Raw genomic sequence first — 23,828 nt, forward strand, 5'->3', positions numbered from 1 at the left:
TGCCCCAAACAGCAGAATTTCAATGATCGATAAGCCTTGCGCCCGAGGCAATCCAACATCTATTGGGTCTAATCTCTATACCTGATAGGTATGAACCATGCTGGACCTGCGCCTCTTGCGCTACTTCGTGATCGTTGCCGACGAAGGCAATTTCAGCCGCGCGGCCGAGCGGCTGCATATTGCCCAGCCGCCATTGTCGCGCGCGATCCAACAGCTCGAAGCCCATGTCGGCGCGCCCTTGCTGGATCGCACGATGCGGCCGCTGCGCCTTACCGAGGTTGGTCGCCTGCTCCATGCCCAGGCCGTGCAATTGCTGGCGCGGATGGAGGATGTCGACACGATGGTGAAGACCGCCGCCACCAGCCGCCGACGGCGGTTCGTCATCGGGTTTGTCGCCTCCACGATCTATGCCCGGCTGCCCGAAATGATCCGCGAGTTCCGCAAGGTCGCGCCAGATGTCGAGATCGTGATGGTCGAAAGCACGACGCTCGAACAGATCGCACAGCTGAAGGACGGGCGCATCGACGTAGGCTTTGGTCGCATCCGCTTCGACGATCCGGCCGTACGCCGCATCGTTCTGCACAACGAGCGGTTGATCGCCGCCTTCCCGGTCGACCATCCCCTGGCGCGGGGTGAAGGGCCGATCTCGCTGCACGACCTGGCGAACGAGCCGCAGATTCTCTATCCGCGCTCTCCGCGCCCAAGCTATGCCGACCAAGTTCTATCGCTGTTCCGCGACCAGGCGATCGAACCACGCATCGTCCACGAGGCGCGCGAACTCCAGATCGCCATTGGCCTTGTCGCGGCGGAGGAAGGCATGGCCATCGTCCCGGAGTCGGTGCGCCGCGCGCGCAGCCACGATATTGCCTTTCGCGAACTGGCCGAGCCTGCGACATCGCCGATCATCATGAGCCACCGCGTGGGCGATCTTTCGCCCGATATTGCCAGCATGACCGAGGTTGTGCGCCGCAAATATCGCGATTGGGGCCATGATGCGCCTTTGTCAGGCCAACTGTGACGATGCCCTGCGTTGCCCCCGCAACCAATAGTTGACCTGCGAGCGCGTCATGCCAAGGCGCCGCGCCGTTTCGGTGACGTTGTTGTTGGTGGCCACGAGCGTTGCGCCGATCAGACGGTCTACCACCTCGTCGCGGGTCAGGCGCGCATCGAGCAGTAGGGCATCGATCCTATCGGACGTTTCGGGCAGGCCAGACGCCCCGCGGCGAATGCGATCCATCACATAGGCGGAAAATGGCTCACCGGCTCGCCCGTCGCCATCGCTGTGTCCGCCGTCGAACGATTGCGCCGTCATCGTCACGTGGTGGATGCCGATCAGCTCGTTATCGTCGGCCAGGATCACCGCCCGCTCGATCAGGTTTTCCATCTCGCGAATGTTGCCCGGCCAATCGTATTCCAGGAAATGGCGAATGATCGCATCGTCGAACGCCACCTGGGTGCGCCCGTGCTTGGCGCACATCTTGCGCAGGAAATAGTTGGCCAGCAGCGGGATATCGGCGCGGCGCCGGCGCAGCGGCTGGATCGTGATCGGAAAGGTGGAAATCCGGTGCAGCAGGTCTGACCGGAACGTGCCGTTTGCCACGTCCCGGTGCAGATCCGCATTGGTTGCAGCGACAAGCCGGGCGTTGGTGCGCAGCGGCCGACTTCCACCCACGCGATCGTATTCGCCTTCTTGCAGCACGCGCAGCAATTTGGCCTGAGCCGCGAACGACAAGGTGCCGATTTCGTCCAAAAACAGGGTACCGCCTTCGGCCCGCTCGAAGCGACCGGGGCGCGACGCCGTAGCGCCGGTGAACGCCCCCTTGTCCACGCCGAATAATTCCGCCTCGATCAGCGTTTCGGGAATGGCGGCGCAGTTGACCGACACCAGCGGACCATCGGCACGGTTGCTGCGCTTGTGCAACTCGCGCGCGAACACCTCCTTGCCCACGCCGCTTTCGCCGGTGAACAGAACCGGCGCATCGGTTCTCGCCACCTTGTTCACGAGGTGAAGCGCCAGGTTGAACGCAGAGGAGGCGCCGACGATGGAGCGTTGGCCGATGCGCAGGTCTTCATCGGGTAGCAGCTTTCCCGCCGCCACCCCGCCCTGTCGCTGTGCGTAGTTTTCCGCGCGGAACCAGCGCATTTCCTCGTCGGCGTTTTCCCACTGCTCGGCCGCCTTGCCGACGAGGAAGCAGCGATCGTGCCCCATGGCGACGCATTGAACTTCTCGAAAGATCATCGCCCGCCCGAAAAACGCCGAAGCATAGCCCGAAGCATAGCCCACCTGCTGCCAGCCACCGGGATAGGGCGTGATGCCCAGCTCCTGCCGGTGCGACAGGCATTCGGCAGAATTGTGCCAATGATATTCGCTGTAGAAATGGCCGGTCTTGCGATCCGCTTCGAACACCAGCGGCTCGACCTTGACCGATCCCTTGAGCGCATGAAGCTGCGGCCCGACAGCGAAGCCAGCGAAAATGTCATCTTCCTTGCGCAGGTCCAGTGCCAGTTGCGCATCGGCCGAACCGATGCCGTAGCCGATCCGCGTCACCAACCCGCGCGCTTTGTCGTAACCCAAAGAGGACACCAGCTCGCGCCGCATGATCCCCAGGGCATTGTTGTCGGTCAGCACCATGCGCTGGCCGTTCAGCGTGATCTCGGCCCGATCGGGATCGTAGTGGAAGGACTTCCACAGATCGTCGAACGATGGCTCACCGGCCACGACCAGTTTGCGCGCCAGATCGCGCGCGGCATCGCGTTCTCCGGCCCAGGCCGGATGCGAAGGATGCTCGCTGGGCATCACTCTCCCCTGTGTTTGTTTTTATACAACTCCAGCATAATGAATGGCCAATTTTGCGCAACAGTTCTCATGCCACACGAACGATCTCGCGCATCATCCCAATTATTTCATGCCCTTATTTAAACTGGCACATTCCCTGCTCTTACACTCTGCGCAACGGCACTCCGAAACAACGGGGGCCATTACGGAGGGGTAGAAATGATCAAAGCAGCCTTGCTCACCGGGACCGCCATGCTGTCTGCGGCGTTGGCAACTCCCGCCATGGGCCAAACCACAGCCGGCACCGAACCGGCTGCCACCGCGCAGAATGCTCCTGCCGCCGATACCGGCATCGCTGAAATCGTCGTCACCGCGCAGAAGCGTGCGCAGAACGTGCAGGACGTGCCCATCGCCATTTCAGCCTTTGCCGGCAATGCGCTGAAAGAGCGCGCCGTGGCTGATGTGTCGAGCCTTTCGAACATCTCGCCCAACGTGACGCTCGATGCCGGCTCGCCTTTCTCGGGTTCGTCCTCGGTCCTGTCAGCCTATGTCCGTGGCATCGGCCAAAGCGACTTTGCCGCCAACTTCGATCCAGGCGTCGGCGTCTATCTCGATGGCGTCTATCTTGCCCGCACCGTGGGCGCCAACCTCGATTTGCCCGATGTGCAGCGCATCGAAGTGCTCAAGGGGCCGCAGGGTACGCTGTTTGGCCGCAACACGATCGGCGGCGCGATCTCGATCGTCACGCGCGATCCGGGCAACACCACGTCGTTTCGCGGCGATATCACCACCGGCCGCTACAATCGGCTCGACATGAATGCGAGTGTCGACTTGCCCGTGTCCGACACGCTTGCCTTCGCGATAACCGGCGCCTCGCGCCACCGCGATGGGTATCTCAACCGCATTCCCTATCCTGGCGCGGCGACCTACGCCACCGATCCGGAATCCACTTTCCGCGCCAACGGTACCGATCGCTCCGCCCAGGAAGGCGGGCAAAGCGAATGGTCGCTGCGCGGCAAGATGGTGTGGCGTCCGACAGACCGCCTGACCATCCGCGTCTCGGGCGATTACATGCGGCAGAACCAGCAGGGCACGGCCAACAAGCTGATCAAGACGACATCCAGCATGCCTTCGACGCTGGCCTTTCTCTACAACACCTGCATCAACACCCCGCAGGCGGGGCTGGCCGCAGCAGGGCTGAGCGCGCTGTGCGGTTCGCGCGGCACACCGCTCAATCCGGGGCAGATGCTCGGCGGGATCGGCGGCGTGAATGTCGATGCCGATCCGAACAACAACCGCCTACCGTATGACGACCGCTTCGTTACCAACAGCATCGATACCAGCTATGCCACCGGCATCAACTTTTCGAAGATGAAGGCCTGGGGGCTTTCCGCCACCGTCGATTACGAACTGGCCGATGGCCTCTCGCTGAAATCGATCACGGGTTATCGTGATCTCGACTGGGCAACCGGCCTCGATGCCGATGGCTCGCCGCTCAACATCCTGGAATTCTCTTTCGGCCTCAAGAACTGGCAATTCAGCCAGGAGCTGCAGCTGGTTGGCCAGACCCTCGACAACAAGCTCAAGTTCGTTCTGGGAGGCTATTACTTCAAAGAACGCAGCCACATGAACGACTATGTGACGTTCGACCAAGGCCTGATCCAGATCGATGGCCCGAATTATCTCGACACCAAGAACTATGCTTTCTTCGGGCAGGTCGATTATGAAATCTCACCGCTTGTCTCGGTCACCGTCGGCGGGCGCTATACCAACGAGAAGAAGACCTTCAACGGCGGCCAGAGCGACCTCAACGGGTTTTTCTACAAGGTCAGCGGCTGCACGACCTATGGCAATCCCTGTTCCTCGCTGCTCGGGTTCCCCGATCCCAACCAGCCGCTGCGCTTCTTTGTTTCGCAAGACCAGCATCAGAAATTCAACAACTTCTCGCCCAAGCTGGGCATCCAGTTGCACCCATCACGCGATGTGATGGTCTACGGTTCGTGGTCCAAGGGCTACAAGACCGGGGGTTGGACCACGCGACTTTCCGCGCCGCTCAACTATGCGCCCACGTTCAACCCGGAAAAGGCCGAGACGTTCGAGGCCGGGATCAAGTCCGAACTGCTCGATCGCCATTTGCAGATCAACGCTGCCGTGTTCACCACACGGTATTCCGATATTCAGCTCAATTTCCAGCTTGGCATTTCGCCCACCATCCAGAACGCCGGCGATGCCCGCATCAAGGGTTTCGAGGTCGAGGCCGTGCTCGCCCCGGTCGCGGGCCTCACTATCAACAGCTCGATCGGCTACACCCAGGCGAAGTATACCAGCGTGCTGCCGGGCGCCGTGGTGGCCCCCAACACGCTGCAGGCCGGCGTCTTTGTCGGCGCCCCGCTGCCCAAGGCCCCGAACTGGAAGTTCAACATCAGCCCGCGCTATGAATATCGCCTGGGCAACGGCGGCTCGGTTGTCGCGCTGCTCGACTATACCCGCACCAGCAGCCTGTGGAACGATACCGAGCGCACGCTCCTGCTCCAGCGCCCGGGCGTGGACTCGCTCAGCGCCAGCCTCACCTATCGGGCCCCGGACAAGCGCTGGAGCGCCACGGTGGGCGGCACCAACCTGACCAACGATCGCTACATCGTCAGCGGCAATCTCCAGGCCGCCGGCCTCATCTTCGGCACCTACAACCGTCCCACCGAGTGGTATGCCCGGCTGGGCGTGGAGTTCTGACCATGCCAACCAAGACTGAAACTTTCCTGCAAAACTGCTGGTATTGCGCCGGCTGGGGCACCGATGTCGGGCTCGGCAGCCGCGATCTTGTCGTGCGCAAGATCGCGGGCCGCTCGATCCTGCTCTATCGCACGCCGCAAGGTGCGCTGGTGGCGATGGAGGATCGCTGTCCACACCGTTCCGCCCCCCTCTCGCTGGGCCGCAAGGAAGGCGATGCCGTGCGCTGCATGTACCACGGCATGCTGTTCGGCCCCGATGGCCGCTGCCGCCAGGTCCCCGGCATGGACAAGATCCCGCCTGGCGCTAATGTGCCGACGCTCGCGGCGGTGGAAAAGGACGGCTGGATCTGGGTCTGGCTGGGTGATCCAGCCACGGCCGACCCCGCGCTGATCTGCGAGGCGGTGGGGCCGGCCGATCCTGACTGGGTGCTCAAGACCAACGCGATCCGCATCGAGACCAATTACCGGCAGGAAATCGCCAACCTGGCCGATCTCAGCCACGTATCCTGGGTGCATGGCGAAACCTTTGGCGGGTCTGACGACTGGAGCCTGATCCGCCCCCGCCACAAGAACCTGCCGCGCGGGATCGAGACGCGCTACACCGTGCGCGGCGTACCGGCGCCCAACTTTGCCAAGCACCTGTTCGATCCGGCGGCACGGTTCGATATCGATGTGCATGTCACGCTTACCGTGCCGTGCAATTTCATCATGAGCTTCCGCATCAAGTCTGCCGGCGATGCCACGTCGGGAGAGAGCAACGGGGACTTGCTGCTCGATACGTTTACCAGCCAGGCGGTCACGCCGCGCGACGATGGATCGATCGACTATTACTTCTCGTGGGGCACCAGCAAGGCCACCTGGTTTCCCGGCATTGTCGAACTGATGCATGCCACCAACCTCGATGCCTTTCTCGAAGACAAGCGCATTCTGGAAGGTCAGCGCGAGCGGCAACTGCAATATCCCGACGCCCCGCAAATCGACATCGTCCACGATGCCGGCCCCGGCCGCATGCTGTGGGTGCTCGACAAGCTGCTGGAGCAGGAAGCATCGGACCACGTGGCGGAGACCGTTGCATGAACGGATGGATTTCCGTTCGGGTCGCCGAGCGGCGCGAGGAAGCCGAGGGGATTGTCGGCCTCGTCCTCGCGCCGCTGCCCGGCGCCAGCCTGCCGCCATACGAACCGGGCGCGCACATCGACCTGAAAATGCCCAATGGCATGATCCGCCAATATTCGCTGTGCGGCCAGGTGGGCGACACAATGGTCTATGAACTGGGCATCCTGCTCGAGACCGCCGGGCGCGGCGGCTCGCGCCATGTGCACGAAGAGGTCAAGGTGGGCGACGTGCTGGAAATCAGCGCGCCGCGCAATCTCTTTGCCCTGGTGCCAGGAGAGCCCGCGCTGCTGTTTGCCGGCGGCATCGGGATCACCCCGATCATCGCCATGGCCGATCATCTGGCGCGCAGCGGCACGCCCTATGCCCTGCACTATTGCGCCAGAACGCACGCGCGCATCGCGTTTCGCGAACGCATCGCGCACTCGCACGCGCCCCACCACGTTCATTACCATTTCGACGATGTGCCGCAGACGCGGCTGGACATGGCGCGCGTGCTGGCAGAGGCTGAGCCGCAGGCCCACCTTTATGCCTGCGGCCCGGCCGGCTTCATGGATTTTGTGATCGGCGCGGCGCGGGCGGCCGGTTGGCCCGAAGCACGCCTGCACGTGGAGCATTTCTCCGCGCCGGAAGTGCAGGATCCGGGCGATGCCTTCGAGATAGAGATCGCCGGAACCGGGCAAATCGTGCCCGTTGCTTCTGGCCAAAGCGCGGCAACCGCGCTGGCCGAGGCAGGGATCGAAGTGCCGCTGTCCTGCGAACAGGGCATCTGCGGCACCTGCCTCACCACTGTGCTCGCCGGGGTACCTGACCATCGCGACATGTACCTGTCCGCGGCCGAACAGGCTGCCAACGACTGCTTCACGCCCTGCTGTTCGCGCGCGCGCACGCCGCGCCTTGTCATCGAAATCTAGATTGGAGAGGTCTTGCCATGAAAACCCGTGATCATTTCCTCATGAAGGCCTGGTACATCGCCGCCCTGTCCACCGAGGTGGACGGCGCGCAACTGTTCCATCGCAAGCTGCTGGGCAAATCAGTGCTGATCTATCGCCAGGCCGATGGCACCGCAGTGGCGCTGCACGATCGCTGCCCGCACCGCTTTGCCCCGCTCAGCATGGGTACGCGCCATGGCGACGAGGTGGCCTGCCCCTACCACGCGCTGCGCTTCAACGCGCAGGGGCAATGCACCCACAATCCCCATGGCACTGGCCATATTCCCAAGGCAGCGCAGGTCGATACCTTTGCCCTGGTCGAACGCCACGGCTTCCTGTGGATCTGGATGGACGCATCCGAACCCGATCTCACCCTGCTGCCCGATTATTCCCCACTCGACATCGGGCACGAAAATGCCGTGGCCTACACCTATATGCACCTGCCGGTGAATTACGAGCTGATCATCGACAATGTCATGGACCTTAGCCACATCGACCACGTCCATGGCGAGATCATCACCACGCGCGGCAAGCTATCGCCGATCGTGCCGCAACTGCGCGAAACCGAAAAGAACGTGAGCGCGCGCTGGGAATGGTCGCAACAGCCGGCGATGATGATCTTCGCCCCGTTCCTGCCGCGTCCCGAAGACGAGGCCAGGCAGTTTTTCGACATCACCTGGAGCGCGCCGGCCAACATTCAGCTTACCGTTGCCGCGGTGCAGGACAGCGACCACTTCGACGACGCGCTCGACCAATATGACCTGCACAGTTGCACGCCCGCCGATGCCTTCTCCACCCACTACTTCTTCGCCACGCGGCGCAATCACGTGGTGGAGGATGCAGATTACAACGCAGCCAAGATCGCTGGCATGCATGCCGCCTTTGAAGACGAGGATGGCCCGCTGGTTAAAGCAGTGCAGCAGGAAATGGGCGATGCCGAGTTCTTCTCGCTCAACCCCGTGCTGATGTCCAACGACGTCGCGCCGGTGAAAGTGCGCAAGATGCTCGATCGCATGATCCGTGCCGAACGCGCCGAGGCATAGCGCCACGCGAACACCCTGGGGGACGCCGCACCGGAGCCTCAAGCCGAACAGGGCGCCGGCGCGATAACCTCACGTCCTGCGGGCAGCGTGGTTTGCGCCAGGCTGCCCGCCTTTTCATCTGGTGTACGTGCTCGCGGCACAAGATAACCGGCCAGTATGCAGAAAAGCGCGATTGCGCCACTTGGCCGGCACCCTGTCCAGATTTCCGGCACCACCTCAATTGAGCCGGCGAGAACAGCGCCACCGCCCGTCACGTTAAACATCCGAATTGCCGAACGCGCGGCGAAGGGCATCGAATTTGGCCTTGGTGAACTGGCGTGCCGGTGCCGTATCGGCAGCGACAACATCAAAGCCGTGATAGGCACCAGGGATCACCAGCAATTCGCATGGCACCTTCGCCTCGATCAGCCGACGCGCATAGGCAACGTCTTCAGACACGAACAAGTCGATGCCACCAACGCCAATGAACGCCGGCGCCAGTCCGCCCAGGTCCTTGACACGAGCAGGAACGCCTGCCGCCGGCACGTTTGCACCGCCTGGCCGCATGCCCAAGAACGAGGACCAGCCATAGCGATTGCTGGGCGCATCCCAGCCAATCGAACCGAGCGGGAACGGCGGAATAACAGTGCTGCCGGTGCGATCGTCCAGCATCGGATAGATCAGCACCTGCAACAGTACGGGCACCTCGCCGCGATCGCGCGCGGTGATCGCCAGACGCGCAGCATGGCCGCCGCCGGCACTTTCGCCCATGATGGCGATGCGGTTAGGATCGACACCGAGCGTGGCTGCATTGTCATGCACCCATTTCAGCGCCGCGTAGTTGTCCTCGACCGAACCGGTGAAACGGGTTTCGGGGGCGAGGCGATAATCCACCGTAACGATGACACAATCGAGTTCCTTGGCCACTGCTTGGTGCTTGCCCACCTCGAAGGCGGCTGTGCCGGCGATATACCCGCCGCCATGCATGTGCACGATGGCGGGTCGCTTGCTGCCGGCGCGGGCGTTGATGACAAACACCTTTACCGCTGGCGCGCCACCTGGAACGGGGATCAGGCGCTCTTCCACCGCAACATCGGGCAGTCGCTTGGGCATGAATTCAGGGTGCGGACGGCGCAGTTCAGCCAGGGTGCTGTCGTTGGGCGTGCCGTGTTCGGCACTCATGCGGGCAACCATTTCAGCCGACGGGCGCAAGGCTGGATTTACATAGCGCAGCGCATCGCCCGGGGTGAGCGCGCCGCCAGTTGCGGATCCGGCCGCCGCGCGGGCGATGGGAGGCACCAACTGACTGACGGCCAAACTGCCGGCCCATTGCGCAAGACTCCGGCGCGTGATCTCGAGTGCCATGATCGATTTCCAATCGTGTAACGGGTTTTCAGGAAAGCTGCGTCTGCGCCCAGGCATGGAACAGATCCGGCCAGGCTTTATTGGGTTGATTGGCCCGACCCGCGCCAAAGGCGTGACCGCCCTTTTCGAACAGATGAACCTCGACAGGCCGCTGCGCTGCCGTCATTGCACGCATCATCACCAGCGTGTTTTCCGGTTTGACCGCAGGGTCATCCAGGGCATGCGCCAGGAACATCGGCGGCGTATCGGCCGTCACGTGCAAGGCTGGGGAGTGGCGCGCGATCTGCTCCGCCGTCGGATTGGCGCCGAGCAGATTGGCGGTCGAATCATGGTGGCCGAGGTCTGGGGAAAGACTGATGACCGGATAGATCGCCGCCACGGCAGCAGGCCGTGCATCGGAATCATCCAGCGCGTCCACCGCTGGAAAAACCCGATTGCCATAGCCGCTAGCGAGTGAAGCCGCGAGATGCCCACCGGCCGAAAATCCCACTGCCATGATGCCGTCAGGCCTGAGCTGGCGGCGCGCTGCGTCAAGGCGGATGACTTGGACGGCGCGGCGCGCATCGGCGAGCGGAACGTCTGCGCGCTGCTCCCACCCCTCGCCCGGCAAGCGATAGACCAGCACAAACGTGGTATAGCCCATCGCGCCGAACCGCGCGGCAACCTCGATGCCCTCGTTGAGGATCGACACCCAGCTGTAGGCCCCGCCGGGAAGGAGAAGCAGGCTAAGGCCGTTGGATGGCACGCCTGCTGGTGGCGGAAAGACCCGGATTTCGGGGCGCGCGACATTGCGGATCAGGATGTCGGGAAAGCCAGCGGGCAAAGGTTGCGCCTGGAACCCCGTGCCCGGCACTGCCCCTGGCCACAGCGGCACGCGTTCCACGCTGTTCCATGACGCCGGGAGCGGTGGCAGTTGCAATCCCCTGGGCAGTACCTGCCCCAGCGCCGGGCCGGTTGCGCAGGCCCCCGCGGCTAGGCCAAGCGCAGGCAGTATTGCGCGGCGCGTCCACCCTGCTGCCCGCCGGTTGCCTCCGTCCATCGCTGCATCCTCTCTCACTTATTCCCAGTACATTTATATCAAATGGTAGAAAATGCAATTGATTGCAGCAAGATTCTTGCTATGGTTTCGGCAAGGCTGACGAGGCCACGAGAGGATCCCTGATGATGCAGAAATATTCAACTGGCATAGCGGCGATCTGCGCCGTGCTGTCCATGGCGGCAGCGCCGGCCCAGCCCGACCTGGCGCGGGTGGATGCGCGCGCGCCGGCCGGTAGCGGCCGCTTTCCAGCCGTGATGGAGCAGGCGGCATCGTTTCCCGGCTACACGGTATTCGCGCCGGCCCATCTCGCCACTCAATCGAAGCTGCCGGTCGTGCTGTGGGCCAACGGCGGATGCATGGCCTATGGCAACCGCTACCGGACGTTTCTGACCGAGATCGCCTCGCACGGGTATCTGGTGATCTCGATCGGTGGGATTGGGCCCGCCACGATCGAGGGTGGCTCGGAAGAGGGCATGCCCCCGCCGCCAGTGAGCATGACCGCCCCGGCCCTGTCGAACTATACCCAGCTGACCGACGCGCTCGATTGGGCGACAGCGCAGAACCGCGATCGCAAAAGCGCGCTGTACGCCAAGGTGAATACCGCTGCCGTGGCCGTGATGGGTCACTCGTGCGGAGGACTCCAGGCTATCGCGGCCGCCGCCGATCCACGGATCAAGACCACGCTGGTCATGAACAGTGGGGTCTGGAACAAGGGCACGGGTGGCTTGCCCGGCGCGCCGGTGACCAAGGCGAGCCTGGCCAAGCTGCACGGCTCGGTGCTCTATATCGGCGGTGACGCGTCAGATGGCGCGCACGAAAACAGCCGTGACGATTTCGAGCGCATCACCTCCATTCCAGCGGTCTGGGCCTATCCGGACGGGGTCGGCCATGGCGGAACCTACTTTGAGCCGGGCGGCGGCACGTTTGGCAGCGTGGTTGTCAACTGGCTGCAATGGCGCCTCAAGGGTGATCGCGCCGCTGCATCGCTGTTTTCGGGGCCGGATTGCGGGCTGTGCCGCGACACCCGCTGGCATATCGCCCGCAAGAACCTGAAATGATGATCGGGCGCGACCCGGCCGATACGCCAGCTGGCAAGCCGGCCAAGCGAAAGGAAATACGCCATGCTGTTTGACCGCCGCAGCGCGATGGGCGCGACGCTTGGCTGTGCCGCGCTCATGGCGTTTGAGCGCCCTGCACATGGTGCGGCGGCAACATCGGTGGCGCGGACGACCGCTGGCCGGGTTGCGGGCGTGCTGGCTGACGGGGTGCACCGTTTCCTCGGCGTTCCCTATGGCGAGCCAACCGGAGGAGCGGCCCGGTTCCTCCCTGCCCGCCTGCGTCGACCGTGGAGCGGCATCCGCCCGGCCATTGAGGTCGGGCCGCGTTGCCCACAAAAGGGCCATGACGGCTCAACCCCAGAGGCTTCGGAAGACTGCCTGTCGCTCAACGTGTGGACCGGCGCGCTCAAGGGGCGCAAGCCGGTCATGGTATGGCTGCACGGCGGCGGATGGGAAGCCGGCATGGGCTTCGATCCGCTCACCGATGGGGCGTTCCTCGCCCGCACGCAGGACGTTGTCGTCGTGACTATCAACCATCGCCTGAATGTCTTTGGCTATCTCAATCTCGCCCACGCCGGGGGCGAGAAATACGCCGCTTCGGGGAATGCCGGGCTGCTCGACATCGTCCTCGCCCTGCAATGGGTGCGACACAATGCCGAGGCATTCGGTGGCGATCCTGACCGCGTGATGATTTTCGGCCAATCGGGCGGAGGGCGCAAGGCCAGCGTGATGCTGGCAGTGCCGGGCGCGGCGGGCCTGTTCCATCGCTGTGCGTCGGAAAGCGGGCCAGCGCTGCGCATGGATGATGCCGACCTTTCGTTCGAGCGGGCCGATCGCCTGTTGCACACGCTTGGGCTGAATGCCGGTGAAGTGAGCAAACTTGCCGATATTCCCGTGGCGACGGTCACCGCAGCGGGCATCACCGTGCGCAACGCCATGGGGCAGTTCCGGCCCAATGTGGATGGCGTGATCCTGCCCCGGCAGCCCGTCGATCCTGGCGGCTTGGCCCCCAGTGCCCATGTGCCACTCATCGTCGGAACGGCGCGCGATGAAACCGCGCTGTTCCTTGGCGCCGACCCTGCCTATGCCACGCTTGGCGAAGCGGAGTTGCGGCGGCAGCTGGAACCATTTCTGCCGTCCAGCCATGCCGAGGCGGTTATTCAAGCCTATCGAGCGCGCTATCCCGCGCTCGACAATGGCCGCTTGTTCGCGCGGCTGACCACCGATCGCAGCTATCTGCTCGATGCGATTCTGCTTGCCGAGCACAAGGCAGCGCAAGGTGGAGCACCCGCCTACCTCTACGCGTTCGACTATCCCATGACCGTCGGCGCATTTCATGACGTGACCCCGCATGTGGCCGAAGTTCCATTCATCTTCGGCACACTGCCGGCCTGGCGCTATGTCACGCCATCGGCAGAGGCGCTGCGGCTGGTCGACACGATGTCAGGCACTTGGGCAGGTTTTGCCCACACGGGCGTGCCCCATGGGCCGCGACTGCCGTCATGGCCGCGTTTTGACGTTGCGACGCGATCGACGATGGTGATCGGCAAGACCATCCGTGTCTTGTCCGATCCGTATCGTGCCGATCGCGAAACCATGCTGCCGTTCGGTTCGCAGCAACTCGATCGCTTCGAGCCAAGGCCCCCCGGGCCCTGGATCCGCCCATGACCAGCGCATCAAAGCCAGCAAGGCAATCAGGCAGGACAACAGCGATGACCGAAACAAAGCGATCCCCGTGGTGGTCCCGTGCACTGATTGCGGGCGCCGTGGCTGCCATGCCGCTCTCCAGCAGTGCCCAGACGCCACCAGCGCCAGCCGGCGGTCCCTCGCCGATCGAACTGGCGCGCTATGCGGGCTATTTCGCGTTGCCAGACCTGCCGGGTACTGGCCCGATGCCCGCTATCGTAGAAAACCGCGCCACCCTCCCCAACCACCTTGTCTATCGCCCGGCCTCGCTCCCGAAGGATGGTAGCAAGCTGGGCGTCCTGCTGTGGGGCAACAGCGGATGCTCGGCCGATGCGGCCAGCGCGCGGCTCCACCTGCTTGAAATTGCCTCGCATGGTTATGTCGCCATTGCGCCCGGCACCGCGTTGACCGGGCCAGACGCACCTGCTGCGCTTCGCGGGATCATGCCTGATCACGCGCTGCGTCCGGTGGCGACGATGCCGGCGGATATCCTCAAGGGCCTCGATTGGATTCTTGCCGAAAACGCCCGGCCGGAAAGTGATTTCTATGGCAGGATCGATCCGCGCCGCGTTGCAGTTTCCGGGCACAGTTGTGGCGGCGTACAAGCGCTGGATGCCGCGTCCGATCCGCGCGTCCACGCCGTGATCATCCACAACAGCGGCATTTTTCCTGATGGGAAGCCGTTCATTCCAGGGCTGACGACACCCAAGCAAGCGCTGGAGCGCCTGCATACCCCGGTCCTCTACATCATGGGCGGCCCGGGCGACATTGCCTACGATAACGGGATGGATGATTTCCGCCGGATCAGCCGTGTGCCGGTGGCTATGGTCAATATCCAGCTCGGCCATCGCGGCAGCATGGACGAGCCATATGGCGGGCGCGTTGCGCAGGTGGCACTCGACTGGCTGGATTGGCAGCTCGATGGCAATGCAGCGGCTGGGCGAACGTTCACGGGCCCGATGTGCCGCCTCTGCGTCGATCCGGCGTGGACTGTGCAGCGCAAGGGCTTTTAAGCGCCAAGTGGGCGGCATCGGGCGGTTTGGCTCCGCCCGATACCGCATGCACTGCTCAGGGCAGCTTCTGCTTGTTGGGATCGATCTTGCGATCGCTGCGGAGCATCGGGTCCCAGTGTTCGGCGATCCGGCCATGCGCAATGCGGAACAGATCGAACCAAGTGGTGACATAGCGCTGCCCGGCCGCGTCGGTTTCTGGCCGTGCGAATGCGATCGTCACGTAATCGCCTTCTGCCATGATGTGAATCATCGGGATTTCGAGATGATCGAGCACCGGCCGCACTGGCCGGGTCGCCTTGACATAGGCGATGAGCCCGGCGAGCCCCTGCGCGGCATTCGGATTATGCTGGATGTAGTCCGTGGCGATGAATTCATGCGCACGGTCGGTGTCTCCGGCCTGCAGCACGATCCGATACATATCAAACACCAGGCGTTTGTTCGCCGCCAGCTTGCGATCGGCACTGGCGAGCAGAGCCCGCTGATCCTTGGTCGCGAGGACCACCACAGGTGCGGCGGGCGGGGTTACCGTAACACTAGGCGGCACTGCGGCAGGCGCGCTGGCGGCCGCAGCCAGGAAGAGCAGGGAAGACAGGGCCATCGGAGTATCCAAACAGGAAGATGCAGGAAAGGAGATCGGGAGCTTCTACCAGATGGAGAAGCTCCCGATCCGATCGATCAGAACGAGCGCTTGACCGTGATGCGCCATTGGCGCGGTGCGGCCGGGAAGCCGGTCACCAGGCCATTGACGGCACGCGCATCGAGCAGCGCATAGTAGTACAGCTTGTTGGTAAGGTTCATCAGGTTACCGATCACCATCCACTTGCCGTCGGGCGCTTCCCACGCGAGCGAGGCGTTGAGCAGGGTGTAGCCCGGCACCTTGTTGAAGGTGGTGTTGGGGATCGAGGTATAGAAACTCGACTGGTACGTCATGTCGAGGCGCGGCGTGATCGCTCCGGCAGATTCCGTGTCGATCCGATATTGGGCGCTTGTGCTAGCCTTCCATTTCGATGCCAGCGGGAACTGCGAATTGAGTGTCGTCCCCGCGCTGATGGCCGCAGCCTGCAGCGACTTGAACCCGATGTCGAGATAGCCGAGGGTCCCTTGCAGCGTGAGCTTGTCGATCGGACGGGCGGTCACTTCGAGTTCACCACCCTGGGTCCGGGCCTTGCCGGCGTTGAGCAGGGCGCTGCATGGCTGGGCATAGCTGGCCAACGGAACGTTCGGATAGGCCGGATTGGCCGGGCAAGAACTGACCGGCAGCTGCAGGTTGGTATAGTTGCCGTAGAACAGGCTGGCGTTGACGCGCAGGCGGCGATCGAACAGGTCGCTCTTGAAGCCAATTTCATACGAGGTCAGCCGTTCGGGATCGAACGGGATAACCTGATAGAGGTTGTACGGCCGGGGATTGACCCCGCCACCCTTGAAGCCGGTTGCGACCGAAGCATAAGTCATGAACGTCGGCGTCCACTGATACTGTGCGGCCACGCGATAATCGACGTTGTCTCCCTTGAACGTGCCCGACAAACCGTTAACCGGGCAGACTGCCACGTTGACCACGGTTCCGCCTGCCTGCGGGCACGGGAAATAGGGCGGGCCATCGGGATGGAAGCCAGCGACCGACCCCGGCACGCCAAGGCGCCCGAAGTTGAAGGTCTTTTCCTGCTTGGAATAGCGCAGGCCACCGATCAGCTGCAGCTTGTCGGTCGCTTTCCAGTCGATGTTGCCGAACGCAGCATACGTGGTGGCGGGCACGCGATCACGCCCCAGGAAATCGAAGGGTGGGATATCGATGCGCGAATCCAGCTTGGTCTTCTCGTTCATGTAGAACCCGCCCAGCGTCAGGTTGATGCGGTTGTCGAACAAGCCGGCATTGAGACGGAGTTCCTGGGTAAATTCGCGATAGGTCAAGGCATTGGTCAGCAATGCGCCGCCGATCGGGGTGGTGTCGCTGTCATCGACATAGTCCATGCGCTGACGACGATAGGCCGTGATCGACTTGAGCGAGACATGATCGCCGATCTTGTAGTCGATGGTGAGCGAACCACCACCGCCATGCGTGGCCGAACGCGGCTGGACGCAATAGGCCGCGGTCTTGTCGCTGGGCGACGGATCGCAATACGTCGCATAGCTTACATAGGCGCTCTTGCTGTACGGATCGGTGGCATAGGCACCATAGGGCGAATAGCTGATGAACTGTGATGCGCCGCTGGCGGTGCCAAGGCTTACGCCGTTGATGCTCGTTTTGGGCGTTTGCCCCGGGTTCTGCGCATAGAGCAGCGTTTGCGGCGTGCCTTCCGAATTGTCGTTGATGTAGTCGCCGGCCAGATTGACCTCGAGCGTGTCGCTGGGAACCCAACGCAACTGTACGCGGCCCGCCGTTACCGACTTGCCGCCCAGCGTGCCCAGCTTGCAATCGCCCGAAGAGCCGAACGAGGGGACCGCCGTGCCGGGATGGGTGCAGGCAAAGTCATAGCGCGTGACATAGCCATCCTTGCTGTCGGAAACCCCAGTGATGCGCATGAACAGACGATCGCGGACCAGCGGGATATCCGCCGCAGCATTGACCCGGACATTGTTGAACCGGCCATAGGACAGCGCAACATAGCCGCTGCCATCACCGGTCGGCTTCTTGGAATAGAGTTTGACCGAACCACCGATGGAGTTCTGCCCCGCCAGCGTCCCCTGAGGCCCGCGCAACACCTCGACGCGGTCAAGGTCGACAAGATCGAAGTTCGCCCCGGCGATCGAACCGTAATAGACGTCGTCGATATAGGTGCCCACGCCGGGCGACACCGCCGGGTTGGAATCGACCTGGCCTACGCCGCGGATAAACGATTGTACCGACGGGCCAGCACCCGCTTGCGCCGGCTGCAAGACAACGTTGGGCGCCTGCGCCGCAATGTCGCTCACGTTCGTCAGGCCCTGTGCCGACATCGTCTCGGCCGAAAGGGCCGTGATCGCCAGCGGCGTGCGCTGGACGCTTTGCGCGCGGAACTGCGCGGTAACGACGATTTCGCCGATCGCCCCTTCGGTGGTGGCGGTGTTTTGCGCAGCGCCTTGCGGTTCTTCAGCCGGGCTCTGCGCGGTTTGGGCCCAAGTGCTGCCCGGGAAAGCAAGCACAGTGGCAAATGTGGTAAGCGCCGCAGACTTCAGCAGCCAGGTCTTGCGCAACGTCGAAGCGTTAATTCTATCGGTCATGATAACTCCCCTCCTAATAATGGCGGGCTCTGGCCGCCTTGTTTGCCGTTAAACGTGCAATCGATTGAATCTTTGGGCACAAAAACGCGATGGTCGTTATCGCGTCATTTGACTGGCTTGGCTTTGGACAGTGGCAGGAACCCAGCACCCATGAACTTGCGCCCGCAACGGAAGCGGGACATGCACCCTGGCGATCGGGCCGCGGCTGGGCCGATCGGCATCGAGCACCCACAGTTCGGATTGAAAACCCGCGTCGCCATTGGCCTTGTCGACAATGCACAACAGCCAGTCACTGCCGTTGGGCTCTGTCGCCGGAACGTGAACGGGCTCGCTGACAGCATGGCCCGGCGGCAGCGCCAGCATGTCGATCTCGCCATGCGGCAGCGTGATGCGGATCAGGCAATTGAAGGCAGCGCCCACTGGCCCACCCGGAAGCGGCGGCCCACCCTGCGGGTTCATCGAGAGATACCAGCCGGTCTTGTAGTCCCGCCCACAATCCGCATCGCGAATCCGCGGCATGTCTCCGGGCGGCCCGAGCGGCGTCACCGTGAAATGTTCGCCCTCGCCAGCCAGGTCGAACGTCCAGCGTTCAAATCCCCCGCGAATGGCGCGTTGATCGATATGGATACCGCCCGCCTCGCGCATAAAGCCAAACGCATTGGTTTCCGAAACGAACAGATCCAGGTGCACCACATCGCCCTCGTCAAAGGCATTCATGATGTGAAAGGCCGAAGCGCCCTTGGCACCCTTGAACCACCGCATTCCCGCCACGTCGCCGTCTCGGCCCATGATCCCCACGCAGCATTCCAGGTTCTGGTCGTGCGCCCATTTCGGCCCCCCTGCCCGCAAGCGGTCGAGATCGGTCGTAGTGGGGAAGAACGGGAAGATCGCGCGGCTGCGCGTGATGGCAAAATCATGGATCATGCCGTGATAAGGCTGCTTGAACCACTGCTCGCGCATCAGGTGCCCGCGCGGGTCAAGCACCGCATAGGAAACGTCGCGCGAGCAGGCGCCATCGGCTTCATAGCCGAACAGGAACAATTCGCCGGTCTCGGGATCGACGCGAGAGTGCGCCGTTACGGTTTGCGAACGCAAGGCCCCGTCGAAATCGCATGCCCCCTTGGTGGCCAGTGTGTCCGGATCGATCTCATAGGGGAGACCATCCTCCTTGGTCATGAACAGGCGCCCGGCGTGCCACAGCGGCGTCGTATTCGCCACGGTACGATCGGTTTCGGCCACCGAGGGATGATCGGTGAACGGATTGCGATAGCCGCCAAACAAGGCCTGGCCAGCGTGTTGCTCAGCGAGATAGCGCGCGGTCTGGACGTAGCGGATGTCGAAATCCACCGCACCTTTGCTGAAGCGAAAGCGGGAAATCATGCCATCGCCCGACAGGATGTTGTCGTCGGCAAACATCGGTGGATGGGCCGGGTCTGGTACGGCCCGGAAAAACGATCCTTCCAAACCGGACGGTAGCGTCCCTTCCACAGTAAGGCCGGGCACCGAGGCCTCGATGCCAACCGGGGTGTTAAGGCCGCGAAAATGGACAGTATCGGGATAGGCGTCGCGATCGCTGGCCACCCAAGGCTTTTCGCTGACCGGCAGGGTGCGTTCGTCGTGCACGTGTCTCTCCCCTAGAGCGGGCTTGCGGCCCGCCATCCGTTGCTTGAAAATATCGAGAATGGCGGCCCTGCCCGGTCTTTCTGAGATTTGGATGTCGGCAAATCGCCGAACATCTATAAAAAACCGGACAATTGAATTTACAGCAACCCAATGGGCGTCAGGCTTCCGGACGGCTCACCAAGCGGGCGCTGACGCGATGCCCTGTCACACCAGCGCCCAGTAGGTGAAGATGGAGTGCGATTTGTCGCGATCCGCCTTGCCCACGAAGATAGTCTGGCTGAGCCATTCATAGGGCCCTTCGGGCGCTTCGAAGCGAGGCGTCAGCCCCATGTAATACTCCGACGGATCGACGTGTTCGTACCGCTGCATGCGATCCAGCACAGCCTTGTCGGCGTGGCGGATTCCGGTGTTGTGAAGCGCAACGATAGTGCCATCATCTGCCTGAAGCAGGTAGCGCGCGTCAAAACGCACGCTGTTGTCGGGCCGGATGGTCGGCCAATCGCCACCGCTGTGCGGAATGACTTTTCCGGAAAAACGCGGCCCCGTCACCGTGCCCCCAAGAACGCCGACGTAGCCACGATCAAAGCCCCAGTACGTCGGCCCATAGCGCAGCCGCTCGCCCAGTTCGATCCGGATCTGAAAGGCAAATTCAAAACTTGGCGGCCGCGCATCAGGCGGGATCACGAAGCCGTTTGCGCTCGTCTGGGTTTTGACAACTTCGGTGGCGGCGTTAGCCAGGGTTGGCAGCATTCCCGCGACGCCCACTGTGCCTGCAATCATGCTCCGGCGCGATACTTCAGCGGTCATCAGATGTCTCTCCCGGCCTGGGCTGGCGATTTCCAGCTCCAATTGTGACGCATTCGTGCGCCTGCTGCAGCGGACTAACCATATAATGTCTGCTTTTTCAAGCCGATTCGATTTAGCTTTTCCCGGATATCAGCCAATCGAGCGATAAAATGACATCGATTGCAAGGAACATGGGTGCACGCCATCGCCTGATATCTGCCAAGGCTAAACGTGCAATTCCTTCTGATTCAGTGCATTATAAATCATCGAATTGCCCGCTCAACGGCTTGCCATCGGGGCACTTTTGGTGACTATGCATTGCACGGTTGAGGGCAGCATGAATTGTCAGGGTAATGACAGTCCGTGATGAGGTTCCGCTAACCCGCGCCTGCTGATATTGCGATGCTGTCGGGCTCCATGATCTGCCCCGCAAATTGGAAGAACAAGATATGACTGCTGCAGCCCATCCTGCGAGTCCTTCGGCGAAAGGTGGCGGCCGAAAGAAAAAATCAAGCCTTCACAAAAGCATAGCCCATGATTTGGGAGTCGCGATCGTCACCGGCCGGCACCAGCCCGGCGATATCCTCAGCACTGAAATCGAATCGAGCGAGCAGTTGAGCGTCTCGCGCAGCGCTTATCGCGAGGCGATCCGTATTCTCACCGCCAAGGGTTTGGTGGAATCCCGCCAACGCACGGGAACGATCGTCTTGCCGATCACGCGTTGGGCCATGCTCGATCCCGACGTGATGGCCTGGATGTTTGAAGGCGGCGCCTCCGAATCGGTGCTGGATGGGCTGTTCGAAATGCGCCTGATCATCGAGCCGGCGATGGCGCGCCTGGCCGCGATGCGCCGCACGCTCGACCATATCGCCGATATGCGCAAATCGCTCCAGACGATGGAACGCCATACGCTCGCCACCGACGAAGGCCAGGCGGCAAACCGCCGGTTCTACAGCATCATCGTGCAGGCGACGGGTAATCCGCCGCTGGTCAACCTCGGCAACAGCCTCGGTACTTTTGTGCTGTGGTACACCGAATTCCAGGGCAACAGCGGCTCTAAGCCACGGGATACGATTGCCGAGCATTGGGAACTGTTCGATGCCGTTGCAGCGGGCATGGTCGACGAGGCCGGCATCGCGATGGAAAAGCTCATCCGCGCCAACCAGGCAGACTTTCCAGAGCGGCAGAATATCGCAATGTAATCCTCAAGGTAGCCAATCGGTAACAATCAAGGTTGTCCCTAGGCGTTCAAAGGTAGATCTGGCTCACATTCCTTTCAAATTTGACATTTCCGCGCGTTGTCCACCCCACTCCACTGGGGCTCAGCAGTGAGTGCACAGCAATGGCCTCAAAAGCATGGGACATTAGGCGGCGTGGACAAATTGGCGCTTGAAGCGGACTATCGGTTATGACGGTTGCGCTGAACGGACGATGTTGACCAGAGCAAGGTCATCCATGACCGTTGCGCTCCAGCACCAAACACCTGTTAGTCCAGTCAGGGGCACAATATGGCTGTACAACTCATCGCAGGCGGCTTGTGCGATGTGATCCGATGCCCCCTCGATCCGCTGTTCTTTGCGCAGCAGGGTGGCCCATTCGACCAGTGCTTTTTCGTGATCGATGGCAAGGACTTGGGAGACGTATGTCCCGCCCTCGTATTCGCAGATGAATGTGAAGAGGTCCGATGCCATATGGCAGGCATATATGGTTCGGATCGCTATCGCCACCGGATCTATAGCTGACGCTGCCACCAAGCCTTGATTCAAAGCTGCTTTTTTGGAGGCAGGCTTGAGCAGGGGCGATCTTACAGAAGCGGAATGGCGTGTTCTGAAGGGCTTATTGCCCATCGAGCCTGCAAACCGTGGCCGAGGCATGCCGCCCGAGCAGAACCGCTCCATCATCAATGGCATCCTGTGGCGCCTCCGCTGCGGCGCTCCGTGGCGCGATGTCCCGCCCAAATATGGCAGTTGGAACACCATCTATAGCCGGTTCCGGCGGTGGAGCGAGGCCGGGGTCTGGGAGGCCGTCGCCGTGACGCTGGCCGAGATCATGGCGGACAGCGGCCACTACAGCATCGACAGCACCACCGTTCGCGCCCATGTTTCGGCAGCGGGCGGAAAGGGGGGACTCATCGACGCGCTCTTGGCCGCTCGCGGGGCGGGTTCACCAGTAAACTTCACTGTCTGGCTGATGCCCATGGACGGCCAGTCGCCTTCCACCTGACGGGCGGCGAGGCGGCGGATTGCAAGGCCTATGATGATTTGATCGACCTGCCTGAGCAGGCACCCGATGCCTTCCTTGCGGACAAAGGCTATGACGCCGATGCCATCCGCGCCGATCTCGCCGAGCGAAAGATCAAGGCAGTCATCCCCGGCCGGTCAAACCGCCGCGTGAAGATCGAATATGATCGGGCGCTCTACAAGCAGCGCAATCGCATCGAGTGTATGTTCGGCCATCTCAAGATCAACCGCGCCATCGCCACCAGATACGACCAACTGGCAAACAGCTTCCTCGGCATGGTCCATCTCGCCACAACCAGATACTGGCTCAAATTTGTCCACAGCGCCCGTCTGCAGGCAAAAACCGCCAGTTCAAGGAGGCGAGGAAGCGCAATATCGGGAATATTGTGCGACGAGCCGACGCGGAAATGACGATTTTAGGTCCAGCCCCGAAGGGGTTGTGGAATTTGTTCACGCCGCCGAACTGGCGGCTACCAGGTTTGCTCGTGGAACGGCGGATTGTGGTCAACGGGATTGTCGACATGTCACGCCAGCTGGCGGCCACCCTCGCGATTTGCTCGGACGGTGCGATGCCCTCAACGTCGATTCACAGCCGATCCGAGCGCCGATCAGCGGGAATGGCGTCAGACTGCAGTTGTCGTTTTGACGGTTCCGTTGCACGCACGTGCTTTGCCCCCGGTACACATTCAGCGAGCCGCTGACTCCGTAGGTTGGCCGGCGATATGGCCCCAGGGCGACGGGGACGGGCGGACAGCTTTCTTTAGCCCATCGCCTGCAGCTTGCGTCTCAATGTAAAGCGCGTCACCGATAGGCCGAACTAATCCCAGACTACCGATCGCAATGCCGATTCGGCCCAGGCCGCCCTAATCAACGCAGTGATTGAGAAGGCCGTGCCCGCGCTGATCGCCACACGCGATGCGCTTGATCGCTTCCACGCGATGATGCGCTCGAAGGAGAAGGCACGGCTCGATCCGTGGATCGCCATGGCGGCGAAGACCAAGCTCGCTGCGTTCGCCGCTAGCGTCGAGGCCGACAAGGATGCGATGGCCGCCGCGATCTCGACGCCGCGGTCCAGCCGTCAGGTCGAGGGCAAGGTCAACCGCTTAAAGGTCATCACGCGCCAGATGGTACTGGGCGCGCCAAAATCGACCTGCTCAAAGCCAGGGTTATGGCGCCAACATGAGCCGAATTGCACGGAATGTGAGCCAAACCCAAATTTGCACGCCGTTTGACACGATGTCGGCGTGA

18 protein-coding genes and 1 pseudogene are annotated in these 23,828 nt (G+C 62.3%); 11 read left to right on the top strand and 8 right to left on the bottom strand.

Annotated features, from left to right (window positions below):
- Positions 1 to 100: 100 nt before the first annotated feature.
- Positions 101 to 1,018 (top strand): LysR family transcriptional regulator, encoded by a 918-nt coding sequence (locus C8K14_RS16475; protein ID WP_028657838.1) that lies wholly within the window; start codon positions 101 to 103, stop codon positions 1,016 to 1,018.
- Here C8K14_RS16475 and C8K14_RS16480 read toward each other — a convergent pair.
- The gene (locus C8K14_RS16480) at positions 1,004 to 2,797 is read right to left on the bottom strand and encodes a sigma-54-dependent Fis family transcriptional regulator (RefSeq protein ID WP_022676239.1); all 1,794 of its coding nucleotides are present in this window, start codon (positions 2,795 to 2,797) and stop codon (positions 1,004 to 1,006) included. The two genes, C8K14_RS16475 and C8K14_RS16480, sit on opposite strands and share 15 nt — an antisense overlap.
- Before the next feature lie 198 nt (positions 2,798 to 2,995).
- Between C8K14_RS16480 and C8K14_RS16485 the strand changes: the two genes are divergently transcribed.
- The 4 genes from C8K14_RS16485 to C8K14_RS16500 are packed head-to-tail and all read left to right on the top strand — an operon-like array spanning position 2,996 to position 8,593.
- Positions 2,996 to 5,506, top strand: a complete 2,511-nt coding sequence (locus C8K14_RS16485; protein WP_233251118.1) for a TonB-dependent receptor — start codon at positions 2,996 to 2,998, stop codon at positions 5,504 to 5,506.
- 2 nt (positions 5,507 to 5,508) lie between these two features.
- Positions 5,509 to 6,582: an aromatic ring-hydroxylating dioxygenase subunit alpha gene (locus tag C8K14_RS16490; protein ID WP_107717671.1), complete on the top strand. Its 1,074-nt coding sequence runs from the start codon at positions 5,509 to 5,511 to the stop codon at positions 6,580 to 6,582.
- Positions 6,579 to 7,532, top strand: coding sequence for a PDR/VanB family oxidoreductase (locus tag C8K14_RS16495; protein ID WP_107717672.1), 954 nt, complete (start codon positions 6,579 to 6,581; stop codon positions 7,530 to 7,532). Before C8K14_RS16490 ends, C8K14_RS16495 begins: the two co-directional genes overlap by 4 nt.
- Positions 7,533 to 7,549: 17 nt before the next feature.
- Positions 7,550 to 8,593 (top strand): aromatic ring-hydroxylating dioxygenase subunit alpha, encoded by a 1,044-nt coding sequence (locus C8K14_RS16500; protein WP_107717674.1) that lies wholly within the window; start codon positions 7,550 to 7,552, stop codon positions 8,591 to 8,593.
- A 255-nt stretch (positions 8,594 to 8,848) separates the two neighbouring features.
- Here C8K14_RS16500 and C8K14_RS16505 read toward each other — a convergent pair whose 3' ends face one another.
- On the bottom strand, positions 8,849 to 9,937 hold the full coding sequence (locus C8K14_RS16505; protein ID WP_107717675.1) for an alpha/beta hydrolase: 1,089 nt from the start codon (positions 9,935 to 9,937) through the stop codon (positions 8,849 to 8,851).
- 28 nt (positions 9,938 to 9,965) lie between these two features.
- Positions 9,966 to 10,820: an alpha/beta hydrolase gene (locus C8K14_RS16510; protein WP_158271934.1), complete on the bottom strand. Its 855-nt coding sequence runs from the start codon at positions 10,818 to 10,820 to the stop codon at positions 9,966 to 9,968.
- A gap of 278 nt (positions 10,821 to 11,098) precedes the next feature.
- Between C8K14_RS16510 and C8K14_RS16515 the strand changes: the two genes are divergently transcribed.
- From C8K14_RS16515 to C8K14_RS16525, 3 genes are all read left to right on the top strand, one after another.
- On the top strand, positions 11,099 to 12,034 hold the full coding sequence (locus C8K14_RS16515; protein ID WP_107717679.1) for an alpha/beta hydrolase: 936 nt from the start codon (positions 11,099 to 11,101) through the stop codon (positions 12,032 to 12,034).
- Between the two features lie 63 nt (positions 12,035 to 12,097).
- The gene (locus C8K14_RS16520) at positions 12,098 to 13,702 is read left to right on the top strand and encodes a carboxylesterase/lipase family protein (RefSeq protein ID WP_107717681.1); all 1,605 of its coding nucleotides are present in this window, start codon (positions 12,098 to 12,100) and stop codon (positions 13,700 to 13,702) included.
- 44 nt (positions 13,703 to 13,746) lie between these two features.
- A complete protein-coding gene (locus tag C8K14_RS16525; RefSeq protein WP_233251119.1) occupies positions 13,747 to 14,733 on the top strand; it encodes a hypothetical protein in 987 nt (328 codons plus the stop codon).
- 55 nt (positions 14,734 to 14,788) lie between these two features.
- Here the strand turns inward: C8K14_RS16525 and C8K14_RS16530 are convergent, their stop codons facing one another.
- The 4 genes from C8K14_RS16530 to C8K14_RS16545 all read right to left on the bottom strand — a co-directional run bounded on the left by C8K14_RS16530 (position 14,789) and on the right by C8K14_RS16545 (position 20,361).
- Positions 14,789 to 15,331 (bottom strand): nuclear transport factor 2 family protein, encoded by a 543-nt coding sequence (locus tag C8K14_RS16530; protein ID WP_107717683.1) that lies wholly within the window; start codon positions 15,329 to 15,331, stop codon positions 14,789 to 14,791.
- 77 nt (positions 15,332 to 15,408) lie between these two features.
- Positions 15,409 to 17,931, bottom strand: a complete 2,523-nt coding sequence (locus C8K14_RS16535; RefSeq protein ID WP_107717685.1) for a TonB-dependent receptor — start codon at positions 17,929 to 17,931, stop codon at positions 15,409 to 15,411.
- A gap of 96 nt (positions 17,932 to 18,027) precedes the next feature.
- A complete protein-coding gene (locus C8K14_RS16540) occupies positions 18,028 to 19,554 on the bottom strand; it encodes a carotenoid oxygenase family protein (RefSeq protein ID WP_233251120.1) in 1,527 nt (508 codons plus the stop codon).
- A gap of 204 nt (positions 19,555 to 19,758) precedes the next feature.
- Positions 19,759 to 20,361 (bottom strand): DUF3237 domain-containing protein, encoded by a 603-nt coding sequence (locus C8K14_RS16545; RefSeq protein ID WP_107717689.1) that lies wholly within the window; start codon positions 20,359 to 20,361, stop codon positions 19,759 to 19,761.
- A 428-nt stretch (positions 20,362 to 20,789) separates the two neighbouring features.
- Here C8K14_RS16545 and C8K14_RS16550 point away from each other — a divergent pair, with 428 nt between their 5' ends.
- Entirely contained in the window at positions 20,790 to 21,542 is a 753-nt protein-coding gene (locus tag C8K14_RS16550) for a FadR/GntR family transcriptional regulator (RefSeq protein ID WP_022676253.1), read from the top strand.
- A gap of 204 nt (positions 21,543 to 21,746) precedes the next feature.
- Here the strand turns inward: C8K14_RS16550 and C8K14_RS22910 are convergent, their stop codons facing one another.
- A complete protein-coding gene (locus C8K14_RS22910) occupies positions 21,747 to 22,187 on the bottom strand; it encodes a hypothetical protein (RefSeq protein WP_166643365.1) in 441 nt (146 codons plus the stop codon).
- Here C8K14_RS22910 and C8K14_RS16560 point away from each other — a divergent pair.
- Both C8K14_RS16560 and C8K14_RS16565 read left to right on the top strand, forming a co-directional pair.
- A pseudogene (locus C8K14_RS16560) lies at positions 22,180 to 22,991 on the top strand (IS5 family transposase). The gene C8K14_RS22910 and the pseudogene C8K14_RS16560 sit on opposite strands and share 8 nt — an antisense overlap.
- Positions 22,992 to 23,455: 464 nt before the next feature.
- Positions 23,456 to 23,812 carry a hypothetical protein gene (locus C8K14_RS16565; protein ID WP_107717694.1) on the top strand — a complete coding sequence of 119 codons (357 nt, stop codon included), beginning with the start codon at positions 23,456 to 23,458 and terminating at the stop codon, positions 23,810 to 23,812.
- Positions 23,813 to 23,828 lie beyond the last annotated feature (16 nt).

Origin of the sequence: Novosphingobium sp. GV079, assembly GCF_003058045.1 — a bacterium.
GTDB lineage: Bacteria > Pseudomonadota > Alphaproteobacteria > Sphingomonadales > Sphingomonadaceae > Novosphingobium > Novosphingobium capsulatum.

Excerpts from the sequence above, each read along its gene's own strand:
- C8K14_RS16480 (WP_022676239.1), bottom strand. The coding sequence starts at position 2,797 with ATGCCCAGCGAGCATCCTTCGCATCCGGCCTGGGCCGGAGAACGCGAT.
- C8K14_RS16485 (WP_233251118.1), top strand. The coding sequence starts at position 2,996 with ATGATCAAAGCAGCCTTGCTCACCGGGACCGCCATGCTGTCTGCGGCG.
- C8K14_RS16490 (WP_107717671.1), top strand. The coding sequence starts at position 5,509 with ATGCCAACCAAGACTGAAACTTTCCTGCAAAACTGCTGGTATTGCGCC.
- C8K14_RS16495 (WP_107717672.1), top strand. The coding sequence starts at position 6,579 with ATGAACGGATGGATTTCCGTTCGGGTCGCCGAGCGGCGCGAGGAAGCC.
- C8K14_RS16500 (WP_107717674.1), top strand. The coding sequence starts at position 7,550 with ATGAAAACCCGTGATCATTTCCTCATGAAGGCCTGGTACATCGCCGCC.
- C8K14_RS16505 (WP_107717675.1), bottom strand. The coding sequence starts at position 9,937 with ATGGCACTCGAGATCACGCGCCGGAGTCTTGCGCAATGGGCCGGCAGT.
- C8K14_RS16515 (WP_107717679.1), top strand. The coding sequence starts at position 11,099 with ATGATGCAGAAATATTCAACTGGCATAGCGGCGATCTGCGCCGTGCTG.
- C8K14_RS16520 (WP_107717681.1), top strand. The coding sequence starts at position 12,098 with ATGCTGTTTGACCGCCGCAGCGCGATGGGCGCGACGCTTGGCTGTGCC.
- C8K14_RS16525 (WP_233251119.1), top strand. The coding sequence starts at position 13,747 with ATGACCGAAACAAAGCGATCCCCGTGGTGGTCCCGTGCACTGATTGCG.
- C8K14_RS16530 (WP_107717683.1), bottom strand. The coding sequence starts at position 15,331 with ATGGCCCTGTCTTCCCTGCTCTTCCTGGCTGCGGCCGCCAGCGCGCCT.
- C8K14_RS16535 (WP_107717685.1), bottom strand. The coding sequence starts at position 17,931 with ATGACCGATAGAATTAACGCTTCGACGTTGCGCAAGACCTGGCTGCTG.
- C8K14_RS16545 (WP_107717689.1), bottom strand. The coding sequence starts at position 20,361 with ATGACCGCTGAAGTATCGCGCCGGAGCATGATTGCAGGCACAGTGGGC.
- C8K14_RS16550 (WP_022676253.1), top strand. The coding sequence starts at position 20,790 with ATGACTGCTGCAGCCCATCCTGCGAGTCCTTCGGCGAAAGGTGGCGGC.
- C8K14_RS22910 (WP_166643365.1), bottom strand. The coding sequence starts at position 22,187 with ATGGGCAATAAGCCCTTCAGAACACGCCATTCCGCTTCTGTAAGATCG.